This window comes from Methylobacterium sp. JK268 (assembly GCF_054052225.1).
The window spans coordinates 97,914-113,194 of record NZ_JBSVZN010000027.1 but is presented as its reverse complement, the minus strand read 5'-3'; the positions used below and the strand labels follow the sequence as shown (position 1 = coordinate 113,194).

At 71.5% G+C, this 15,281-nt stretch carries 17 protein-coding genes; 9 read left to right on the top strand and 8 right to left on the bottom strand.

All coding sequences use genetic code 11. The features are described from left to right. Positions 1 to 23 precede the first annotated feature (23 nt). From ACW9J6_RS24845 to ACW9J6_RS24835, 3 genes are all read left to right on the top strand, one after another. On the top strand, positions 24 to 1,595 hold the full coding sequence (locus ACW9J6_RS24845) for an aldehyde dehydrogenase (NADP(+)) (protein ID WP_457119120.1): 1,572 nt from the start codon (positions 24 to 26) through the stop codon (positions 1,593 to 1,595). Positions 1,596 to 1,814: 219 nt separating this feature from the next. Continuing rightward, a complete protein-coding gene (locus tag ACW9J6_RS24840; RefSeq protein ID WP_457119119.1) occupies positions 1,815 to 2,264 on the top strand; it encodes an Imm50 family immunity protein in 450 nt (149 codons plus the stop codon). Continuing rightward, positions 2,257 to 3,180 (top strand): hypothetical protein, encoded by a 924-nt coding sequence (locus ACW9J6_RS24835; RefSeq protein ID WP_457119118.1) that lies wholly within the window; start codon positions 2,257 to 2,259, stop codon positions 3,178 to 3,180. The genes ACW9J6_RS24840 and ACW9J6_RS24835 overlap by 8 nt, the downstream gene beginning before the upstream one ends. A 227-nt stretch (positions 3,181 to 3,407) precedes the next feature. Here the strand turns inward: ACW9J6_RS24835 and bhcD are convergent, their stop codons facing one another. Genes bhcD through bhcA form a run of 4 tightly spaced genes read right to left on the bottom strand, consistent with a single transcriptional unit; the run spans position 3,408 to position 7,063 of the window. After that, positions 3,408 to 4,373 carry an iminosuccinate reductase BhcD gene (bhcD, locus tag ACW9J6_RS24830; RefSeq protein WP_457119117.1) on the bottom strand — a complete coding sequence of 322 codons (966 nt, stop codon included), beginning with the start codon at positions 4,371 to 4,373 and terminating at the stop codon, positions 3,408 to 3,410. A gap of 25 nt (positions 4,374 to 4,398) precedes the next feature. Beyond that, positions 4,399 to 5,559, bottom strand: coding sequence for a 3-hydroxy-D-aspartate aldolase BhcC (gene bhcC, locus ACW9J6_RS24825; RefSeq protein WP_457119116.1), 1,161 nt, complete (start codon positions 5,557 to 5,559; stop codon positions 4,399 to 4,401). Beyond that, positions 5,556 to 5,867 (bottom strand): hypothetical protein, encoded by a 312-nt coding sequence (locus tag ACW9J6_RS24820; protein WP_457119150.1) that lies wholly within the window; start codon positions 5,865 to 5,867, stop codon positions 5,556 to 5,558. Before ACW9J6_RS24820 ends, bhcC begins: the two co-directional genes overlap by 4 nt. Positions 5,868 to 5,878: 11 nt before the next feature. Continuing rightward, positions 5,879 to 7,063, bottom strand: coding sequence for an L-aspartate--glyoxylate aminotransferase BhcA (gene bhcA, locus ACW9J6_RS24815; RefSeq protein ID WP_457119115.1), 1,185 nt, complete (start codon positions 7,061 to 7,063; stop codon positions 5,879 to 5,881). Between the two features lie 197 nt (positions 7,064 to 7,260). On the opposite strand from bhcA, the gene bhcR reads away from it, so the two are divergent. The 4 genes from bhcR (at position 7,261) to ACW9J6_RS24795 (ending at position 10,150) form a co-directional block, all read left to right on the top strand. Beyond that, a complete protein-coding gene (bhcR, locus tag ACW9J6_RS24810) occupies positions 7,261 to 8,085 on the top strand; it encodes an HTH-type transcriptional regulator BhcR (RefSeq protein WP_457119114.1) in 825 nt (274 codons plus the stop codon). Between the two features lie 146 nt (positions 8,086 to 8,231). Continuing rightward, positions 8,232 to 8,720: a hypothetical protein gene (locus ACW9J6_RS24805; protein WP_457119113.1), complete on the top strand. Its 489-nt coding sequence runs from the start codon at positions 8,232 to 8,234 to the stop codon at positions 8,718 to 8,720. 130 nt (positions 8,721 to 8,850) lie between these two features. After that, positions 8,851 to 9,354 carry a hypothetical protein gene (locus ACW9J6_RS24800; protein WP_457119112.1) on the top strand — a complete coding sequence of 168 codons (504 nt, stop codon included), beginning with the start codon at positions 8,851 to 8,853 and terminating at the stop codon, positions 9,352 to 9,354. Positions 9,355 to 9,769: 415 nt separating this feature from the next. After that, complete coding sequence (locus ACW9J6_RS24795) at positions 9,770 to 10,150, top strand: group III truncated hemoglobin (protein WP_457119111.1); 381 nt, start codon at positions 9,770 to 9,772, stop codon at positions 10,148 to 10,150. Between the two features lie 74 nt (positions 10,151 to 10,224). Here the strand turns inward: ACW9J6_RS24795 and ACW9J6_RS24790 are convergent, their stop codons facing one another. From ACW9J6_RS24790 to ACW9J6_RS24780, 3 genes are read right to left on the bottom strand one after another with little or no spacing between them, the layout of a single operon-like run. Next, entirely contained in the window at positions 10,225 to 10,515 is a 291-nt protein-coding gene (locus ACW9J6_RS24790) for a helix-turn-helix domain-containing transcriptional regulator (RefSeq protein ID WP_457119110.1), read from the bottom strand. Then, positions 10,512 to 10,811: a type II toxin-antitoxin system RelE/ParE family toxin gene (locus tag ACW9J6_RS24785; RefSeq protein ID WP_457119109.1), complete on the bottom strand. Its 300-nt coding sequence runs from the start codon at positions 10,809 to 10,811 to the stop codon at positions 10,512 to 10,514. Before ACW9J6_RS24785 ends, ACW9J6_RS24790 begins: the two co-directional genes overlap by 4 nt. Before the next feature lie 45 nt (positions 10,812 to 10,856). Further along, the gene (locus tag ACW9J6_RS24780) at positions 10,857 to 12,503 is read right to left on the bottom strand and encodes a DEAD/DEAH box helicase (RefSeq protein WP_457119108.1); all 1,647 of its coding nucleotides are present in this window, start codon (positions 12,501 to 12,503) and stop codon (positions 10,857 to 10,859) included. Positions 12,504 to 12,670: 167 nt separating this feature from the next. Between ACW9J6_RS24780 and ACW9J6_RS24775 the strand changes: the two genes are divergently transcribed. Beyond that, positions 12,671 to 13,609: a DMT family transporter gene (locus tag ACW9J6_RS24775; protein ID WP_457119107.1), complete on the top strand. Its 939-nt coding sequence runs from the start codon at positions 12,671 to 12,673 to the stop codon at positions 13,607 to 13,609. Further along, positions 13,606 to 14,028 (top strand): DUF4186 domain-containing protein, encoded by a 423-nt coding sequence (locus ACW9J6_RS24770; RefSeq protein ID WP_457119106.1) that lies wholly within the window; start codon positions 13,606 to 13,608, stop codon positions 14,026 to 14,028. The genes ACW9J6_RS24775 and ACW9J6_RS24770 overlap by 4 nt, the downstream gene beginning before the upstream one ends. An 18-nt stretch (positions 14,029 to 14,046) precedes the next feature. Here the strand turns inward: ACW9J6_RS24770 and ACW9J6_RS24765 are convergent, their stop codons facing one another. Then, positions 14,047 to 15,276, bottom strand: a complete 1,230-nt coding sequence (locus ACW9J6_RS24765; protein WP_457119105.1) for a glycoside hydrolase family 5 protein — start codon at positions 15,274 to 15,276, stop codon at positions 14,047 to 14,049. Between the last annotated feature and the right edge of the window lie 5 nt (positions 15,277 to 15,281).

The window sequence follows — 15,281 nt, the reverse complement described above, 5'->3', positions numbered from 1 at the left end:
GCCCTCGCACGACAGGAGACAGCATGACGATCCGTGGTGAGAACCTGATCGGCGCCGCCGCGGCGGCCGGGACCGGCGCGCCGCGCAGCGCCGTGGCGGCGGAGACCGGCGAGCCCCTGGCCCCCGCCTTCGCGGGTGCCTCGCCCGACCAGCTCGACCGGGCCTGCGCCCTGGCCGACGCCGCCTTCGACACCTACCGCGAGACCGCGCCCGAGACCCGCGCGGCCTTCCTGGAGGCGGTCGCGCAGGCGATCCTCGACCTCGGCGACAACCTCATCCAGCGCTGCATGGCCGAGACCGGCCTGCCCCGCGCCCGGCTGGAGGGGGAGCGCGGCCGCACGGTCGGGCAGCTGCGCCTCTTCGCCGGGGTGGTGCGCGACGGCGCCTACCTGGAGGCCCGCATCGACCCGGCCCTGCCGGAGCGCAAGCCCCTGCCGCGTCCGGACCTGCGCCTGCGCATGGTCGGGATCGGGCCGGTGGCAGTGTTCGGGGCCTCGAACTTTCCGCTCGCCTTCTCGGTGGCGGGCGGCGACACCGCCGCGGCCCTCGCCGCCGGCTGTCCGGTGGTGGCCAAGGCCCATCCGGCCCATCCGGGGACGTCGGAACTCGTCGGCCGCGCGGTGCAGCGGGCCGTGGCGGCGAGCGGGCTGCCCGAGGGCGTGTTCTCGCTCCTGTTCGATTCGGGCGTGGAGATCGCTCAGGCGCTGGTGGCCAATCCGCGCATCGCCGCGGTGGGCTTCACCGGCTCGCGGGCCGGGGGGACGGCGCTGATGCGGATCGCGGCGGCCCGCCCGGTGCCAATCCCCGTCTACGCCGAGATGAGCAGCATCAACCCGGTGATCCTGTTCCCGGCCGCGCTGGCGGCGCGGGGCGCGGCGATCGCCCGCGGCTTCGTCGGGGCGCTGACCCTCGGGGCCGGCCAGTTCTGCACCAATCCGGGCCTCGTGCTCGCGGTCGACGGACCCGACCTCGACGCCTTCCTGCGGGAGGCCGCCGCGGCCCTGCGGGAGACCGACGCCGCCACCATGCTGACGCCGGGCATCCACGACGCCTATCGGGCGGCGACGGAGGTCCTGGAGGCCCATCCGGCGGTCGAGACCCTGGCCCGCGGCCGGGAGGGCGGGCGCTATCAGGGCAGGGGTGGCCTGTTCGCCACCACGGCCGAGGCTTTCCGGGGCGATCACCGCCTCGCCGAGGAGGTGTTCGGCGCGGCGTCGCTCGTGGTGCGCTGCCGGGACCTCGACGAGTTGCGCGCGGTCCTGTCCGGCCTGGAGGGGCAGCTCACCGGGGCGATCCACCTCGACGCGGCGGACCACGCGGCGGCGCGCGCGCTCCTGCCGCTCCTGGAGCGCAAGGTCGGCCGGATCGTGACGAACGGCTTCGGCACGGGCGTCGAGGTCACGCACGCCATAGTGCATGGCGGTCCCTACCCGGCGACCTCGGACGGCCGCTCGACCTCGGTCGGCAGCCTCGCCATCACGCGCTTCCTGCGGCCGGTCAGCTACCAGGATCTCCCGGACGCCCTGCTGCCGGAGGCGCTGCGCGACGGCAACCCGCTCGGACTCCCGCGCAAGCGCGACGGGAAGCCGGAGTAGGGGGGCGGCGGGGCGCGCGTCGCGAGGAGCACGCGCGTACTCCCGGAGCACCGTGCCCGCTCATCGTTCGCAGAAGCAGAAAGACCATCGACAGCCGAAAATCCTAGGGCAAAAAACTAATCGGTTTGACTTTGCGATGGTCTGCTTCCTATTCGCTGCGGATGTGAAGTGCCCATGGCTGAATGTCTACACATTGGTCAACTAAGACTGGAAAGCGCAGTGCCGAAGAAGGTCTATGGGGAGGTGCCCGGTGGGCCCGAACCGGTTCGGTATTTCGGCCTCGTACCGACCTTCGACGAGGGCGAGGTCCTTCGTCCGCACCTCGAACGCAGTCGCCTGACCACCTTGCGTGTGCACGGTTGGATTGTCACCGACAACATCGGCCTGGATGGTAGACTCTTTCTCAACCGTCACTCGGTCGTGACCTTCACCTTGCATGATGTTAAGGAGTTGAGCCTCAATGGGTTCAACTGTTGGAACGTCATTGGCAGCCTCGTTCTTCGCCCGGCGCTCGATCGGCCGGATCGACGCAACTACATCGCATCAGACACGGCCTCAGACGACATCGAGTTCGAGCTTGAGCCCTGCTACGGGCTCAGCGGACTGATCCGCAACCGCGCGGTCGCGATCAGCATTGAGCCCGGCGAAACGGGACGGCGCGATGCGTGACGCTGGCGACAACGACGGGCTGGCATCGCACGTTGGGCACGTCCTGCGCCGAGTCTGGGATCCGATCAGCCTGGGCGATTTTGGTCCCGACGACGAGTACGACGACTACGTCCCCGATCTCACGGCCCTGACGCGCGACACCGCCATATCCGAGGATGCGCTCGTTGCGCATCTCGAACGGATCGAGGTCGGGGACATGGGACTGTCGCTCCCGCCAGCCAAGCGAACCCGGGCGGCTCGCGCGCTCCTGGGTCTGCGTGACGCGTGCCGGCACGGGTCCGACAGGCTTGTTGAACAGTGGTTGAGCCCTGACGGCCTGCGCTGCGCGCAAGTCTTCGAGACCCCCGTCGGCCTATACGTCTACAGAGAGGCCATCCTTCGGCACGAGGATGACGAGAACGGCTCGTGGTCGTCTTGGGGTGGCACGGACCTGGGCCGGTCCGGGTTGTTCGATACGGCCAAGGCCGCCGGGCGGGAAGCGCACGCGGCGATCGGTTGGCTGCGCGAGGGCGACCTCTCGGCTGCCGGATCGGTGGCTGTGCCGAGGGCTGAAATCGTCGAATGGCGTGCGCTCGGGCCGCAGGAGCGGGCTGTGCTCGACCACCTTCTGTCCGCCGATTTCCCCGGGCGGAACGGCCTTGCCGCGCAGGTCCGGACCGCGCTGGTGCGTCGGATCGACGACCGGGGCAGCTTGCGGTTCCAGGTCGAGGGGGCGCCGGCCGGGGTCGTCGGGCGTATCCCAGTCGCGGGCCGCTACCTGGAAGGCGATGACTCGTCTTGGCCTTGCGTCAACCTCCTGCTGCACGTCGTCGGAGGACGGCTCCACGAGCTGGAGGTCTTTAAGGATGACGGCCTGCACATCCGCGTCGGCCCGTTCGAGGTATCACTAAATAGAATTGCCGTGACCGCGAATTAAGATCTGCTTCGCACCCTAAACAGCCCTTAGCACGATTTGCATGCTGGGATTTTGGCAATAGAGCAGCATTCGATCAATTTGAAATCTGGGATCCGCTTGAGGTTTTTGATTTCGTCGCTCTTACTCTGCTGAACCGGAGTCCGCTGCAGCGGGAAATGCTGTAGCTGGCGTCAAGACGTCCCGCGGGATCCCCGCTTCCGCGTCGGGGAAGCGGCGAGCGCGCCCCCTCAGAACGGCACCTCCACGGCCAGCCCCTTCGCCACCGCGAGGTCGACCACCGAGGCCGCCACCGCAAGGTCTTGCAGGGCGATTCCGGTGCCGTCGAAGAGCGTGATCGCCGCGTCCGAAGTCCGGCCCGGATGCGCCCCGATGATCACCGCGCCGATCTCGGCGATGTCCTCCCGCCGCACCAGCCCCTCCGCCACCGCGTGCTGGCACTCGCCGATCGTCGCGGCCTGCGCGACCTCGTCGGTGAAGAGGCTCGCCCGCGCCACGAGCGCGGCCTCCACCTCCTGCTTGCCACTGGTGTCGGTCCCCATGCAGGCGAGGTGCGTCCCGGGGCGGATCTGATCGGCCCGCAGCAGCGGCGCGTGGGACGACGCGATGGTGACGATCACATCGGATTCCGCGCCGAGCCGGTCGAGATCCGCCGCCTCGAACGCGACGCCCGCCTCCCCGGCCACCGCGGCCAGCCGCTCCAGCCGGGCGGGGTTGCGGTTCCAGCCGAGCACCCGCGCGAAGGGGCGCTGCTCCAGGGCGGCGCGGAGCTGGAAGGCCGCCTGGTGGCCGGCCCCGACGATGCCGAGCACCCGCGCGTCGGCGCGCGCGAGGTGCCGGATCGACACCGCGCTCGCCGCCGCGGTGCGCAGGGCCGTGAGCAGGTTGCCGCCCACCACGGCCCGGCAGCGGCCGGTCTCCGCCTCGAACAGGAACACCGCCGACTGGTGGTTGGTGAGCCCGCGTTCCGCGTTGCGCGGCCAGTAGCCCCCGGCCTTGAGCCCGAGCGCGAGGCTCTCCCGGTCGAAGCCGGACTTGAAGCCGTAGAGCGCGTCGGCGTGTCCGATCGCCTCGCGCACCACCGGGAAGTTGCGGGCGGCGCCCCGCGCCATGGCGGCGAAGACGCCCTCGATCGCCGTGAAGCACGCGGCCCGCGTGATCAGGCCCGCGACGGCGTTTTCCGGAACGATGAGCATGGGACCGACTCCGATCGAGGGACGATCAATAGGCCTTGCCGCGGGCCGAGACGGGCCAAACCACCTCGACCGTGCCGCCGCGCAGGCCGACATACCAGTCGTGCAGGTTGCAGGTCGGGTCGCAGTGGCCCGGCACCAGGCGCAGCCGGTCGTTGACCTTCAGGACGCCCCGCGGGTCGTCGATGACGCCGTGCTCGTCCGTGCACTTGACGTAAGCCACGTCGTCGCGGCCGAAGACGACGGGCAGGCCGCTATCCACCGACTGCACCTTGAGACCCGCGTCGCAGATCGCCGTGTCGGGCTTGGCGTGGCTCATCACGCTGGTGAGGAGGAAGAGCGCGTTCTCGAACTCGCCCTGGTCGATGCGGCGGCCCGCGGCGTCGCGGATCCGGCCGTAATCCGCGTCCATGAAGGCGTAGGAGCCGCATTGCAGCTCGTTGTACACGCCCGACTGGCTCTCGAAGGGATAGGAGCCGGTGCCGCCGCCGGAGACCAGCTCGGGTTTGAGATCCACCGCCTCGAGCGCCGCGACGGCGTCCCGCACCAGGGCGATGGCCGCGTCGAGCTTCGCCCGGCGCGCCTCGTAATCGTCGAGGTGCTGCATGGCGCCCTGGTAGGCCTGCAGGCCGGAAAAGCGCAGGTGCGGCGCCGCCGCGACGGCCTGCGCGATCCGCACCACCTCGGCGGTCTCGGTGACGCCGCAGCGCCCGGCGCCGCAATCGATCTCCACGAAGACGTCGAGCCGCGTGCCGTGCCGCCCCGCCGCCTCCGACAATTCGGCCACGTTGGCGATGTCGTCGACGCAGACGATGATCCGCGCGCCGGTCCGCGGCAGCCGCGCGAGCCGGTCGATCTTGACCGGGTCGCGCACCTCGTTCGAGACCAAGATGTCCTTGATGCCGCCGCGGGCGAAGACCTCCGCCTCCGAGACCTTCTGGCAGCAGACCCCGACGGCGCCGCCGAGCCGCTCCTGCAGCTTCGCCACGTCGACGGATTTGTGCATCTTGCCGTGGACGCGGTGGCGCATGCCGTGCGCCCGGGCGTAGTCCCCCATCCGGCGGATGTTGCGCTCCAGCGCGTCGAGGTCGAGGACGAGGCAGGGCGTCTGGATCTCGGCCTCGGCCATGCCCGGCAGCGCGGGCACGTCGAAGCCGACCTCGGGACGGGAGGGTGTGACGGCGTTCATGGCGTTGCTCCCGCTCGGTGGGACATCCAGGGCAGGGCGTCGAGGTCGACGTTGCCCCCGGTGACGATCACGCCGACGCGCTTGCCGGCGAAGGTGTCGCGGTGGCGCAGGATCGCCGCCAGCGGAACCGCGCTCGTGGCCCAGCGCGCCTTGAAGGCCCCGGCCTCTTGCAGGGTCTCGCCCTCGAAGAACAGCGCGGCCCCGCTGAGGTCGTTCAGCATCCGCGAGGTCAGGATCGGCGTGCGATGGATGTGCGGGGCGATGCGCGCTTCGGCCGCGCGCACGTCGTCGAGGGTGGGGACCTCCATCGCCCTCGGCCTCACGCGGCGGCCCGCAGCGGGGAGGCGGCCGAGGTCCGGTAGAACTCCTGCGCCGCCGCGACGCCCGAGCCCAGCCGGACCGACAGGCCGAGATCCGCCATGCACATCTCGGCGGTGGCGAGGCCCGACAGGGCCTGCACGTCGGTGAGCCGGCCGAGATGGCCGATGCGGAACACCTTGCCGGCGACCTCCCCGAGCCCGGTGCCGAAGGCGACGTCGTAGACCGTGGCGGCGTGCGTGACGAGGGCGGTGGCGTCGAAGCCCGCCGGGGTGCGGATCGCGCTCACGGTGTCCGAGTAGAGGTCCGGGGAGCGGGCGCAGAGCGGCAGGCCCCAGGCCGCGACGGCGGCCCGCACGCCCTCGGCGATGCGCCGGTGGCGCGCGAACACCGCCTCCAGCCCCTCGGCGAGGAGCATCTCGGTCGAGAGGCGCAGCCCGTTCAGGAGCCCGACCGGCGGCGTGTAGGGATAGCCGCCCTGCGCGTAGCCCCGCCGCATGTCGCGGATGTCGAAGAAGCTGCGCGGCAGCCGTGCCGTCTCCACCCGCTCCAGGGCGCGCGGCGAGAAGGCCGTGATGGCCAGGCCCACCGGCAGCATGAAGCCCTTCTGCGAGCCGGTGACCGCGACGTCGACCCCCCACGCATCCATGCGGAACTCCATCGAGCCGATGGAGCTGACGCCGTCGACGTAGAGAAGGGCCGGGTGCCGGGCCGCGTCGAGGGCGTGCCGGACCGCCGCGATGTCGGAGCGCACCCCGGTCGCCGTCTCGTTGTGGGTCGCGAGCACCGCCTTGATCCGGTGCTCCCGGTCGGCGGTCAGGATCTCCTCGAAGCGCGCGGCCGGCACGCCCTCGCCCCAGGGCGTCTCGACCACCTCGACGGCGAGCCCGTGCCGTCGGCAGAGGTCGATCCAGCGCTGGCTGAACATCCCGTTGCGGGCCGCCAGCACGGTGTCGCCGGGCGAGAGCGTGTTGGCGATCGCGATCTCCCAGCCGCCGGTGCCGGTCGACGGGAAGACGAAGACCTCCGCGGTCTCGCTGCGCAGAACCCGCTTCACCCCGGCCCGGGCCGGATCGAGGATCTCCGCGAAGGCGGCCGACCGGTGATCGAGGGTCGGCATGTCGACGGCCTTGCGCAGCACCTCCGGGATGTTGGTGGGCCCCGGTATGAAGACGGGGTTCTGCATCGGCGTATTCTCCCTTGTCCGTCACGCCTTCTAGCACCGCCCCGGCGAGAAGGAAATTTTCTTGAAAATGTTTTTTACACGGTGAAAAACCAAGATTTCCGCCATCTCCGCAAGCGGTTGGGTTTTTTCATTGTGCGGAATGGGTTTTCATGGTGATGCGCAATCCCGCGAGCGATCCGTGCGACGAGGTGATCCCGATGTCCTCCCCGATCCGGCGCAGGGGCCGCCCGCGGGGCGCGGCGGGCGAGTCCGGCCACGTCACCATCCAGGCGCTGGACCGGGCGCTCGACGTGCTGGAGGTGCTCGCGACGCGGGAGGGCATGACGCTCACCGAGATCGCCGAGGCGCTCGGCCAATCGGTGGCGACGATGCACCGCGTGCTGGCGACCCTCGAAGCCCGACACTTCGTGGAGGTCTCGGCCGACCGCCAGGACTGGCACGTGGGCGCGGCGGCGTTCCGGATCGGCTCGGCCTTCCTGCGGCGCACGAACCTGGTCGATCGCAGCCGCGGCGCCATGCGCCACCTCATGCAGCAGACCGGCGAGACCTCGAATCTCGGCGTGGAGTGGCGCGGCGGCGTCCTGTTCGTGAGCCAGGTGGAGACGCAGGCGGCGATCCGCGCCTTCTTCCCGCCCGGCATGGTGGCGCCGCTCCACGCTTCGGGGATCGGGAAGGCGCTGCTGGCGGGGTTCGACGCGGCCAAGCGCGACGCCGTCCTGCGCGATACCGTGCTGGAGCGCTTCACGCCGCGCACGCTCACCGATGCCGCGCGCCTGCGCGACGACCTCGCCGCGGCCCGCCGGCGCGGCTACGCGCTCGACGACGAGGAGCGCACCCACGGCATGCGTTGCGTCGCCGCGCCGATCTTCAACGCGCACGGGGAGGCCATCGCGGGCATCTCGGTCTCCGGGCCGACGGCGCGCATGGAGGACGGCCGCATCGCGGCGATCGGCGCCGCGGTGCGCGACGCGGCGCGGGAGATCTCGCACCGTCTCGGCGCGGACGTGACGCGGATCGCATGATCAGCGTCCGGATCCGGGCGATGTTGCTGCGGAAGCGGTCGCGTGTGACGTTGGGGCAACATCCGTTGTTTGCCGCATAGCTGGCGCATTAACCTTACGTTAGGAAAAGGCCGGTTTCGACGGAGACGCCGACGATGAGGGCCGCCATGACCTTGGCCGAACGCCTCGAGGGCCATGCGATCATCGACCGGCTCGTGGCGGACGAGCCCACCTTCGCCGCGGCGGATGCGCGCCGCCTGATGGCCCTGGTTCCGGTCCGGCCGTCGCGTCTCCTCACCGTCAACGTGAGGTCGTGGCGCGAGACCCGCCCGCGCGACGGCGACGGCCATGGCCGCTTCGACACCGTCGCGGTCGATGCCGAGCGGACCTGGTCCAGCGACCCCGAGCCCGTGCCCCGGATCGGCGGCTACGAGGTCACCCACGTGCCGGGCCGGATCACCATCGGACTGATCTGGGCCGGGGCCGGCGCCACCCGGACCGGTCGATTCTGCCAACTGATCTACGACAAGGCGACCGGCGAGCCGCGGGAGATGCGGATCGCCCGCCGGGTGACGCTGGCCTTCCTGTTCCTCCTCGTCGCGGCCGTGCGCTACCTGCCGTGGAAGGCGCCGCGTCACGGAGAGGCCGTGGCGTGACCGCTCGCCCATCCGCGTCGACGCGGGACGATGCGGGCCGGGCGGCGGAGGGGCGGGCGCGCCCCGGCGTCGCGAGGCTCGTCCCCGATCCCGTGATCCTGTGCCCGGCGTCCCGTGGAGATGCAGCGTCGTGATCGCCCCGCTTTCCCTCGCCGACCGTCTCGAATGCAACGCCATCCTGGACCGGCTGGTCGCCGACGAGCCGACCTTCGCGGAGGATGATGCGCGGCGCCTGATCCGCCTGCTGCCGCTCCGCCCGCGCCGTCGCCTCAGCCTCAACCTCGACCTCATGCTGCCCGGCTCGACGTCGCGCGGCTACGCGGCCGGTCACGGCGACGTCGCGTTGGACGAGGAGGGCGTCAGGAAGTCGTGGTCGACGGATGCCGTTCCCCACAAGATCGGTGGCTACGAGGTCACGCACGAACCCGGCGTGATCACGATCAAGCTGATGTGGGCCGAGACGCGCCTGGACCTCACGTCCCAGTCCTGTCAGCTGCTCTACGACAGGCTGACGGGCAGGCCGCGGGAGATGCGGCTGGCACGGCAGGTGTCCTTTCGGCTGCTGATCATCCAGTTCGCCTACGTCCGCTACGAGCCGTGGAAACTGCCGGGCCCGGGCGTGTTCGGCGCCTGACCGTCCCGCCCGCAGCGGCCCCCGGCCGCGGGACCTAGCGGATTCACAGAACGCGAAAAATACAAACAAGCCAGATATTTATATTGCCACACGAAGGTTGCCGGGTGCGGCGCGGGGAACCCCTCTCCCGTGCGGGAGAGGGGCAGGGGTGAGGGTCCAGGTGGTTCAGCAAGTATTCTGACGTGTCCCGCTGCCAGCACGACCGTCTTCGTTTGATGACGGCACGGTCCGGGACCCTCACCCCTACCCCTCTCCCGCACGGGAGAGGGGATCCCGCGGGTCTCCTCGGTTCCGTTCAAGCGACTGCGCAAGAAGAGCTTTTTCATGCGGATAGGCGAAGTGTGAACACGCTAGGCCGCGGGACGGGCGGCCGGACGACCTTGATGCCGAGGCGGCGCGCCGTCATCTCACCCGCATGCCCGACCGCCCCCTCGACGAGGCGAGCCTCGCCCGCTTCCTCGACGCCTTCTACGCCCGCGTGCGCCGCGACCCGCTGATCGGCCCCGTCTTCGCGGCGGCGATCCCCGATCCCGACTGGCCGCGGCACATGGAGACGATCCGGGCCTTCTGGTCCTCGGTGCTGTTCCGGACGGGCCGCTACAAGGGCAACCCGTTCGGCAAGCACCTCGCCCTCGGCGCGCTCACGCCGGAGCACTTCGCCCGCTGGCTCGGCCTGTTCGAGGAGACCGCCGCCGCCTGCTTCCCGAGCGACATCGCCGTCGACTTGAGCGCGCGCGCCCACCGCATCGGCGACAGCCTGAAGGCCGGCCTGTTCTTCCGGCCCGGGCCGCCCTGATGCAGGACCTCAGCCGGCTGCATCCCGCCGCGTCTCCGTGAAGACCCGCCCGTCGGGGAAGCGCGGGCCGATCCTCAGCCGCCGGCCTTGCGCACGCTCAGCCTGAATCCCAGGGAATTCGCGAGGGAGAGGACGGCCGAGATGTGGGGATCGCTTCCCGCGGCGATGTCCTCATGCGGCCGGATCCGCGGGCGATCGCCGAACCCCGACAGCGTCGTCGCGCCGCCGGCTCGAGCAACATCGTTGAGGGCCGCAATGATGACCGCGGGATCCCCATCCTCGAATGCAGCGTTGAGATAAGAGATCATATCCTCTTCGGTGTCGAGGTAATTGGCGGGGTCCCACTCTCTCGTCTCGATCGTCATTGCAACCTCTCCTTAGCGGCCAGCTCCTTCGCGCGCGCAATGTCGACGGATTGCGTACTCTTGTCGCCTCCGCATAGCAAGAGGATGATGTCTTTGCCGCGTTGCATGAAATACACCCGATATCCTGGGCCGTAATCGATTTTCAGCTCACTCACGCCCTCGCCGACTGGCTCGACCTTGCCCAGATTGCCGAGGGTCAGCCGACGGATCCGGATGTTGATCCGCGAGCGTGCCTCTCGGTCACGCAGTCCGGCGATCCAGTCACTGAAGCTATTGGTCTCGCGGATCTTGAACATGAGCGTTCGTTACGGAGATGCAACAGCTTGTCAACGCGCCCGGGCTCACAGCCCTTGGTCGTCCCGCCGCGTCTCGGTGAAGACCCGCCCGTCGGGGAAGCGCAGCGCGACCTCGGCGCCGAGCCGGCCGCTCGGGCGGATCCGCAGCAGAACCGGCCGGACGAGTTCGTCGCGCCGCGCCAGGGCCTCGGCGGCGCAGAGCGGCGCGTCCCGGTCCCCGCCGAGGCCCCGCCAGCGCAGCACCGCCTTCTCGCGGGCGTAGCCCGCCGCCTCCAGGTCGAGCCCGATCCGGTGCGTCGCCTCGCCGGCCTCGAGCAGCACCGCGAGACCGCCCGGCACCGGCTCGACGCGCCAGTCCCGGACGCGCTGCCACGCCTCCGCGATCGCGGCCGTCACGGCCGCGGAGAGGATCGCAAGCCGATCCTCCGCGGCGGCCTCGTGGGGGGCGTCCTGCTCGTCGGGCGCGGGCTCGACCCAGCAGGCATCGCAGGTGGAGGCGTTGAGCGCGACGAGGGCGCCGCAACTGGGGCAGGGCTTCGCCCGCACCTCTCCGTCGCGCCCGCGCGTGGCGGAGGCGCTGCGGGCGTTGACGCTGTCGACCGGGCCGTGCAGCCGCACGAGGCCCGCGTAGTCGAGGATCAGCGCGTCCTCCTTGCCGGGCGCGCGGCGCAGGGCCCGCCCGACCTGCTGCACGTAGAGGCCGGTGCTCTGGGTCGGCCGCAGCAGCGCCACGAGGTCGACCTCCGGCACGTTGAAGCCGGTCGTGAGCACGTCGACCGAGGTCAGGCAGCGGATCCGGCCAGCCCGGAAATCCGCCACGATCCGGTCGCGGGCGCGCTTCGGCGTGTCGCCCGCCACCGTCTCGCAGGCGATGCCGGCCGCCCGCACCGCGTCCCGGACCGCCTGCGCGTGGGCGCGCCCGGCGCAGAAGGCGAGCCAGGCCCGGCGCCCGCGCCCGAACGCCACCATCTCCTCCACCGCCGCGCAGGTGATCCAGTCGCGGTTCACGGCGGCTTCGAGCTCGCCCGGGATGTAGTCGCCGCCCCGCCGCCCGACCCCGGTCACGTCGAGGGCGGTCGCCGTCGCCTTGGAGATCAGCGGGGCGAGCGTGCCGCGCGCGATCAGGGCGCCGACCGTGACCTCGTGGACGATGCGCTCGAACAGGCGGCCCTCGCCCTCGTCCAGGCGCCCGCTGTCGAGCCGGTAGGGCGTCGCCGTGAGGCCGACCACGCGCATCCCGGGCGCCAGCGCCCGCAATTCGCCGAGAAAGCGGCCGTAGCGGGTCTCGGCGGCGCGGGGGATCAGGTGGGCCTCGTCGACGATCACGAGGTCGCGCGGCCCCAGGGCCGCGACCTTGTCCCAGACCGACTGGATGCCGCAGACCAGCACCGGCGCGGCGGCCTCGCGCCGCCCCAGCCCGGCCGAGAAGATGCCGGCGGGCGCCTCGGGCCAGTAGCCCAGGAGCTCGCGGTGGTTCTGCGCCACCAGTTCGCGGCTGTGGGTGACGATGGCGATGCGAGTCCCGGGCGCGCGGGCCAGGGTCTCGCGGGCCAGCGCCGCGATCACCAGCGCCTTTCCGGCGCCGGTCGGCAGCACGATCAGCCCGGCGCGCAGGGGCGGTCCCGCGCGCCCCTCGAACGCCGCCCGCAGCGCGTCGAGGCTCGCGCGCTGATAATCCCGCAACTCCAGCATGGCGGCGCTTTACGGCCTCGGGCGGCGGGCGTCCGTGACGGAAAAGCCTCAGCGGGGATCGGCCGGATCCGCATGGCCATCCTTCGTCCGCCGCCGAAGCCGGCACCGGCGCCGCGTGATAGGCACGGTGTCCTGCCGACTGCTCTCCGACCCGACGAGGCCCCGCCATGGCTCGCGCCGAACCCGTCCCGGCCCTCCTGCCGCCCCCGCCCGCGCGGGCGACCGAGGCCTACGGGCTCCTCACGCTCACGGCGCTGATCTGGGCCGGCAACGCGGTCGCGAGCAAGTGGGCGGTGGGGCAGGTCTCGCCCCTGGCGCTCACCGCCCTGCGCTGGCTCGTCGCCTGCACGGCGCTGGCGCCCGTCGCGGCGCGGCCCGTCGCCCGCGAGTGGCCCGCCCTGCGCCGGGCCTGGCCCCGCGTCGTCCTGATGGGAGCCTGCGGCTTCACGCTCTTCAACGCGCTGTTCTACGTGGCGGGCAGCTACACGACCGCGGCCAACCTCGCCCTGTTCCAGGGCTCGGTGCCGGTCCTGGTCCTGGCCTTCAGCTTCCTCGTCTACCGGACGCCGGTCGGGGCCATGCAGGGGCTCGGCGTCGCGATCACGCTCCTCGGCGTCGCGGTCGCGGCGACCCATGGCGACGTGGCGGCGCTCGTCACTTCCGGCCTGAACCGGGGCGACCTGTTCATGCTGATCGCCTGCTTCCTCTACGCCGGCTACACGGTCGGGCTGCGCCGCCGTCCGCCGGTCTCCGGGATCACGTTCTTCACCGCCCTGGCGGTGGCCGCGCTCCTCAGTTCGCTGCCGCTCATGGCCTACGAGTGGGCGACCGGGCGGCTCCTCTGGCCGACCGCGACCGGCTGGGCGATCATCGCCTTCGTGGGGCTCGGGCCGTCCCTGATCTCGCAGCTCTTCTTCATGCGCGGCGTCGAACTGATCGGGCCGAACCGCGCCGGCGTCTTCGTGAACCTCGTGCCCGTCTTCGGGGCGGGGCTCGCCGTCACCCTGGCCGGGGAGCCGTTCCGGCTCGACAACGCGGTGGCGCTCGTGCTCGTGGTGAGCGGCATCCTGATCGCCGAGCGGCTCGGCCGCCGGAGGGCGCGATGAGGCCGCTCGACGCGGTCTTCGACGCCCTGTCGCGCTCGCCCTTCCGGCAGCGTTTCGCCCTGCGGGAGGCGGAGCTTGCCGTTCTACGCCGGAAGGGCTGGGCGACCGTGCTCGATCACGCGCGCGGTCTCGTCGCCGAGCGCCTCGCGCCGGCCCGGCCGGCCCGGGACGGCAAGCAGACGCCCTTCCGGGGGCACCCGGTCTTCGTGGCCCAGCACGCGACGGCGACCTGCTGCCGGGGCTGCCTCGCCACATGGCACGCCATCCCGGCCGGGCGCCCGCTGAGCCCGGACGAGCAGGCGCACGCGGTCGCGGCCATCGCGCGGTGGTTGCGGATGCGGGTTCCGGATGGGGCGGATGCGGGCCCGGCGCAGGGCGTGCTGCCGCTGTTCGGCGCCGATGACGGCGCCGCCGGCTGAGGCGGCCGCTCCGAACCCTCAACGCCCGCCGCGCAGGGCGGCGGCGAAGCCCGGGTTCTCGACCGTCGCCGGGAAGCGGATGGCGGCCAGGAGCCCGTCGAGCGCCGCGCGCACCTCCGCGTCCTGGGGGCGCCGCTTGCGGCGGTCGGTCAGGCTCAGATGCGCCAAGCCCTGGTAGGCGACGATCCCGTCCCAGTGCGGCGGCACGGCGTAGCGGCGTAGCGCGCTCGGGGCATCCATCTTCTTGTAGGTCCAGAAGGCCCAGCCGATCGCGTGCCGCTCCAGCACGTCCCGGAAGGCGCCCACCCAGGCGTCGGTGTTCTCGCCCGCCTCGCCCATCAGGATCGGCACCCCGTATCGCTCCCGGAAGCGCAGGAACGGGGCGACGGCCGCGTCGTCGGGCGCCTTCACGTAGTAGTGGAAAGTGTAGACCGCCTTCGGGTCGAAGCCCGGATCCGTGAAGATGCCGAAGTCGATCGCGGCGTTGATCCCGCTCAGAACCACGAGGTGGTTCGGGTCGACCGCGCGGATCGCCGCCACCGCCTCCCGGTAGACGGGCATCAGCGCCGGCCGGAAGGGCGCGTTCCCCTCCTGCTCGGGCAGGGGCTCGTTGAGGAGGTCGTAGCCGATCACCGTCGGCTCGTTCCGGTAATGGGCGGCGATGCGCTGCCAGACCTCCGCCATCCGGCGCCGGCAGGCCGGGTCGGCGAAGAGGTGCGGGAAGCCGTAGGAATCGTCGATGTTGTGCCCGGTCTGCCCGCAGGGCGCCGCGTGCATGTCGAGCAGCACGGAGAGCCCCTCGGCCGCACTCCAGGCGACGAGGCGGTCGAGAAGCCGGAAACCGGTGTCGATCCAGGTCCCGGGCTCCTCCTCGGGGGTGAACAGCCGGTAGTCGAAGGGCACCCGGATCAGGTTCAGCCCGGCCGCCCGGATGGCGCGCAGGTCGTCCCGCGTGACGAAGTCGTCCCGCCAGCGCTGCCAGAAGGCGTTGTCGGCCTCCGTGCCGACCAGTTCCTTGAACACCTGCCGGATCTGCCAGGGGGCGGTCGCCTCCCGGAAGCCGAACAGGTAGCCCTCCGGCACCAGCCAGTTGCCGAGGTTGATGCCCCGCAGCTGCAGCGGCGTGCCGTCCGGGCCGACGATCTGCGTCCCCCGGGTCGAGACGAAGCCATCCGCGGCGGCGGGGCCCAGCGCCAAGAGGACGAGCGCGAAGAGGACGAGCGCCAGAGCCGCGAGCAGGCGCCGCACCGGAG

Coding starts and splice junctions, on each gene's coding strand:
- ACW9J6_RS24845 (WP_457119120.1), top strand. CDS start 24: ATGACGATCCGTGGTGAGAACCTGATCGGCGCCGCCGCGGCGGCCGGG.
- ACW9J6_RS24835 (WP_457119118.1), top strand. CDS start 2,257: ATGCGTGACGCTGGCGACAACGACGGGCTGGCATCGCACGTTGGGCAC.
- bhcD (WP_457119117.1), bottom strand. CDS start 4,373: ATGCTCATCGTTCCGGAAAACGCCGTCGCGGGCCTGATCACGCGGGCC.
- bhcC (WP_457119116.1), bottom strand. CDS start 5,559: ATGAACGCCGTCACACCCTCCCGTCCCGAGGTCGGCTTCGACGTGCCC.
- ACW9J6_RS24820 (WP_457119150.1), bottom strand. CDS start 5,867: ATGGAGGTCCCCACCCTCGACGACGTGCGCGCGGCCGAAGCGCGCATC.
- bhcA (WP_457119115.1), bottom strand. CDS start 7,063: ATGCAGAACCCCGTCTTCATACCGGGGCCCACCAACATCCCGGAGGTG.
- bhcR (WP_457119114.1), top strand. CDS start 7,261: ATGTCCTCCCCGATCCGGCGCAGGGGCCGCCCGCGGGGCGCGGCGGGC.
- ACW9J6_RS24805 (WP_457119113.1), top strand. CDS start 8,232: ATGACCTTGGCCGAACGCCTCGAGGGCCATGCGATCATCGACCGGCTC.
- ACW9J6_RS24795 (WP_457119111.1), top strand. CDS start 9,770: ATGCCCGACCGCCCCCTCGACGAGGCGAGCCTCGCCCGCTTCCTCGAC.
- ACW9J6_RS24790 (WP_457119110.1), bottom strand. CDS start 10,515: ATGACGATCGAGACGAGAGAGTGGGACCCCGCCAATTACCTCGACACC.
- ACW9J6_RS24785 (WP_457119109.1), bottom strand. CDS start 10,811: ATGTTCAAGATCCGCGAGACCAATAGCTTCAGTGACTGGATCGCCGGA.
- ACW9J6_RS24780 (WP_457119108.1), bottom strand. CDS start 12,503: ATGCTGGAGTTGCGGGATTATCAGCGCGCGAGCCTCGACGCGCTGCGG.
- ACW9J6_RS24775 (WP_457119107.1), top strand. CDS start 12,671: ATGGCTCGCGCCGAACCCGTCCCGGCCCTCCTGCCGCCCCCGCCCGCG.
- ACW9J6_RS24770 (WP_457119106.1), top strand. CDS start 13,606: ATGAGGCCGCTCGACGCGGTCTTCGACGCCCTGTCGCGCTCGCCCTTC.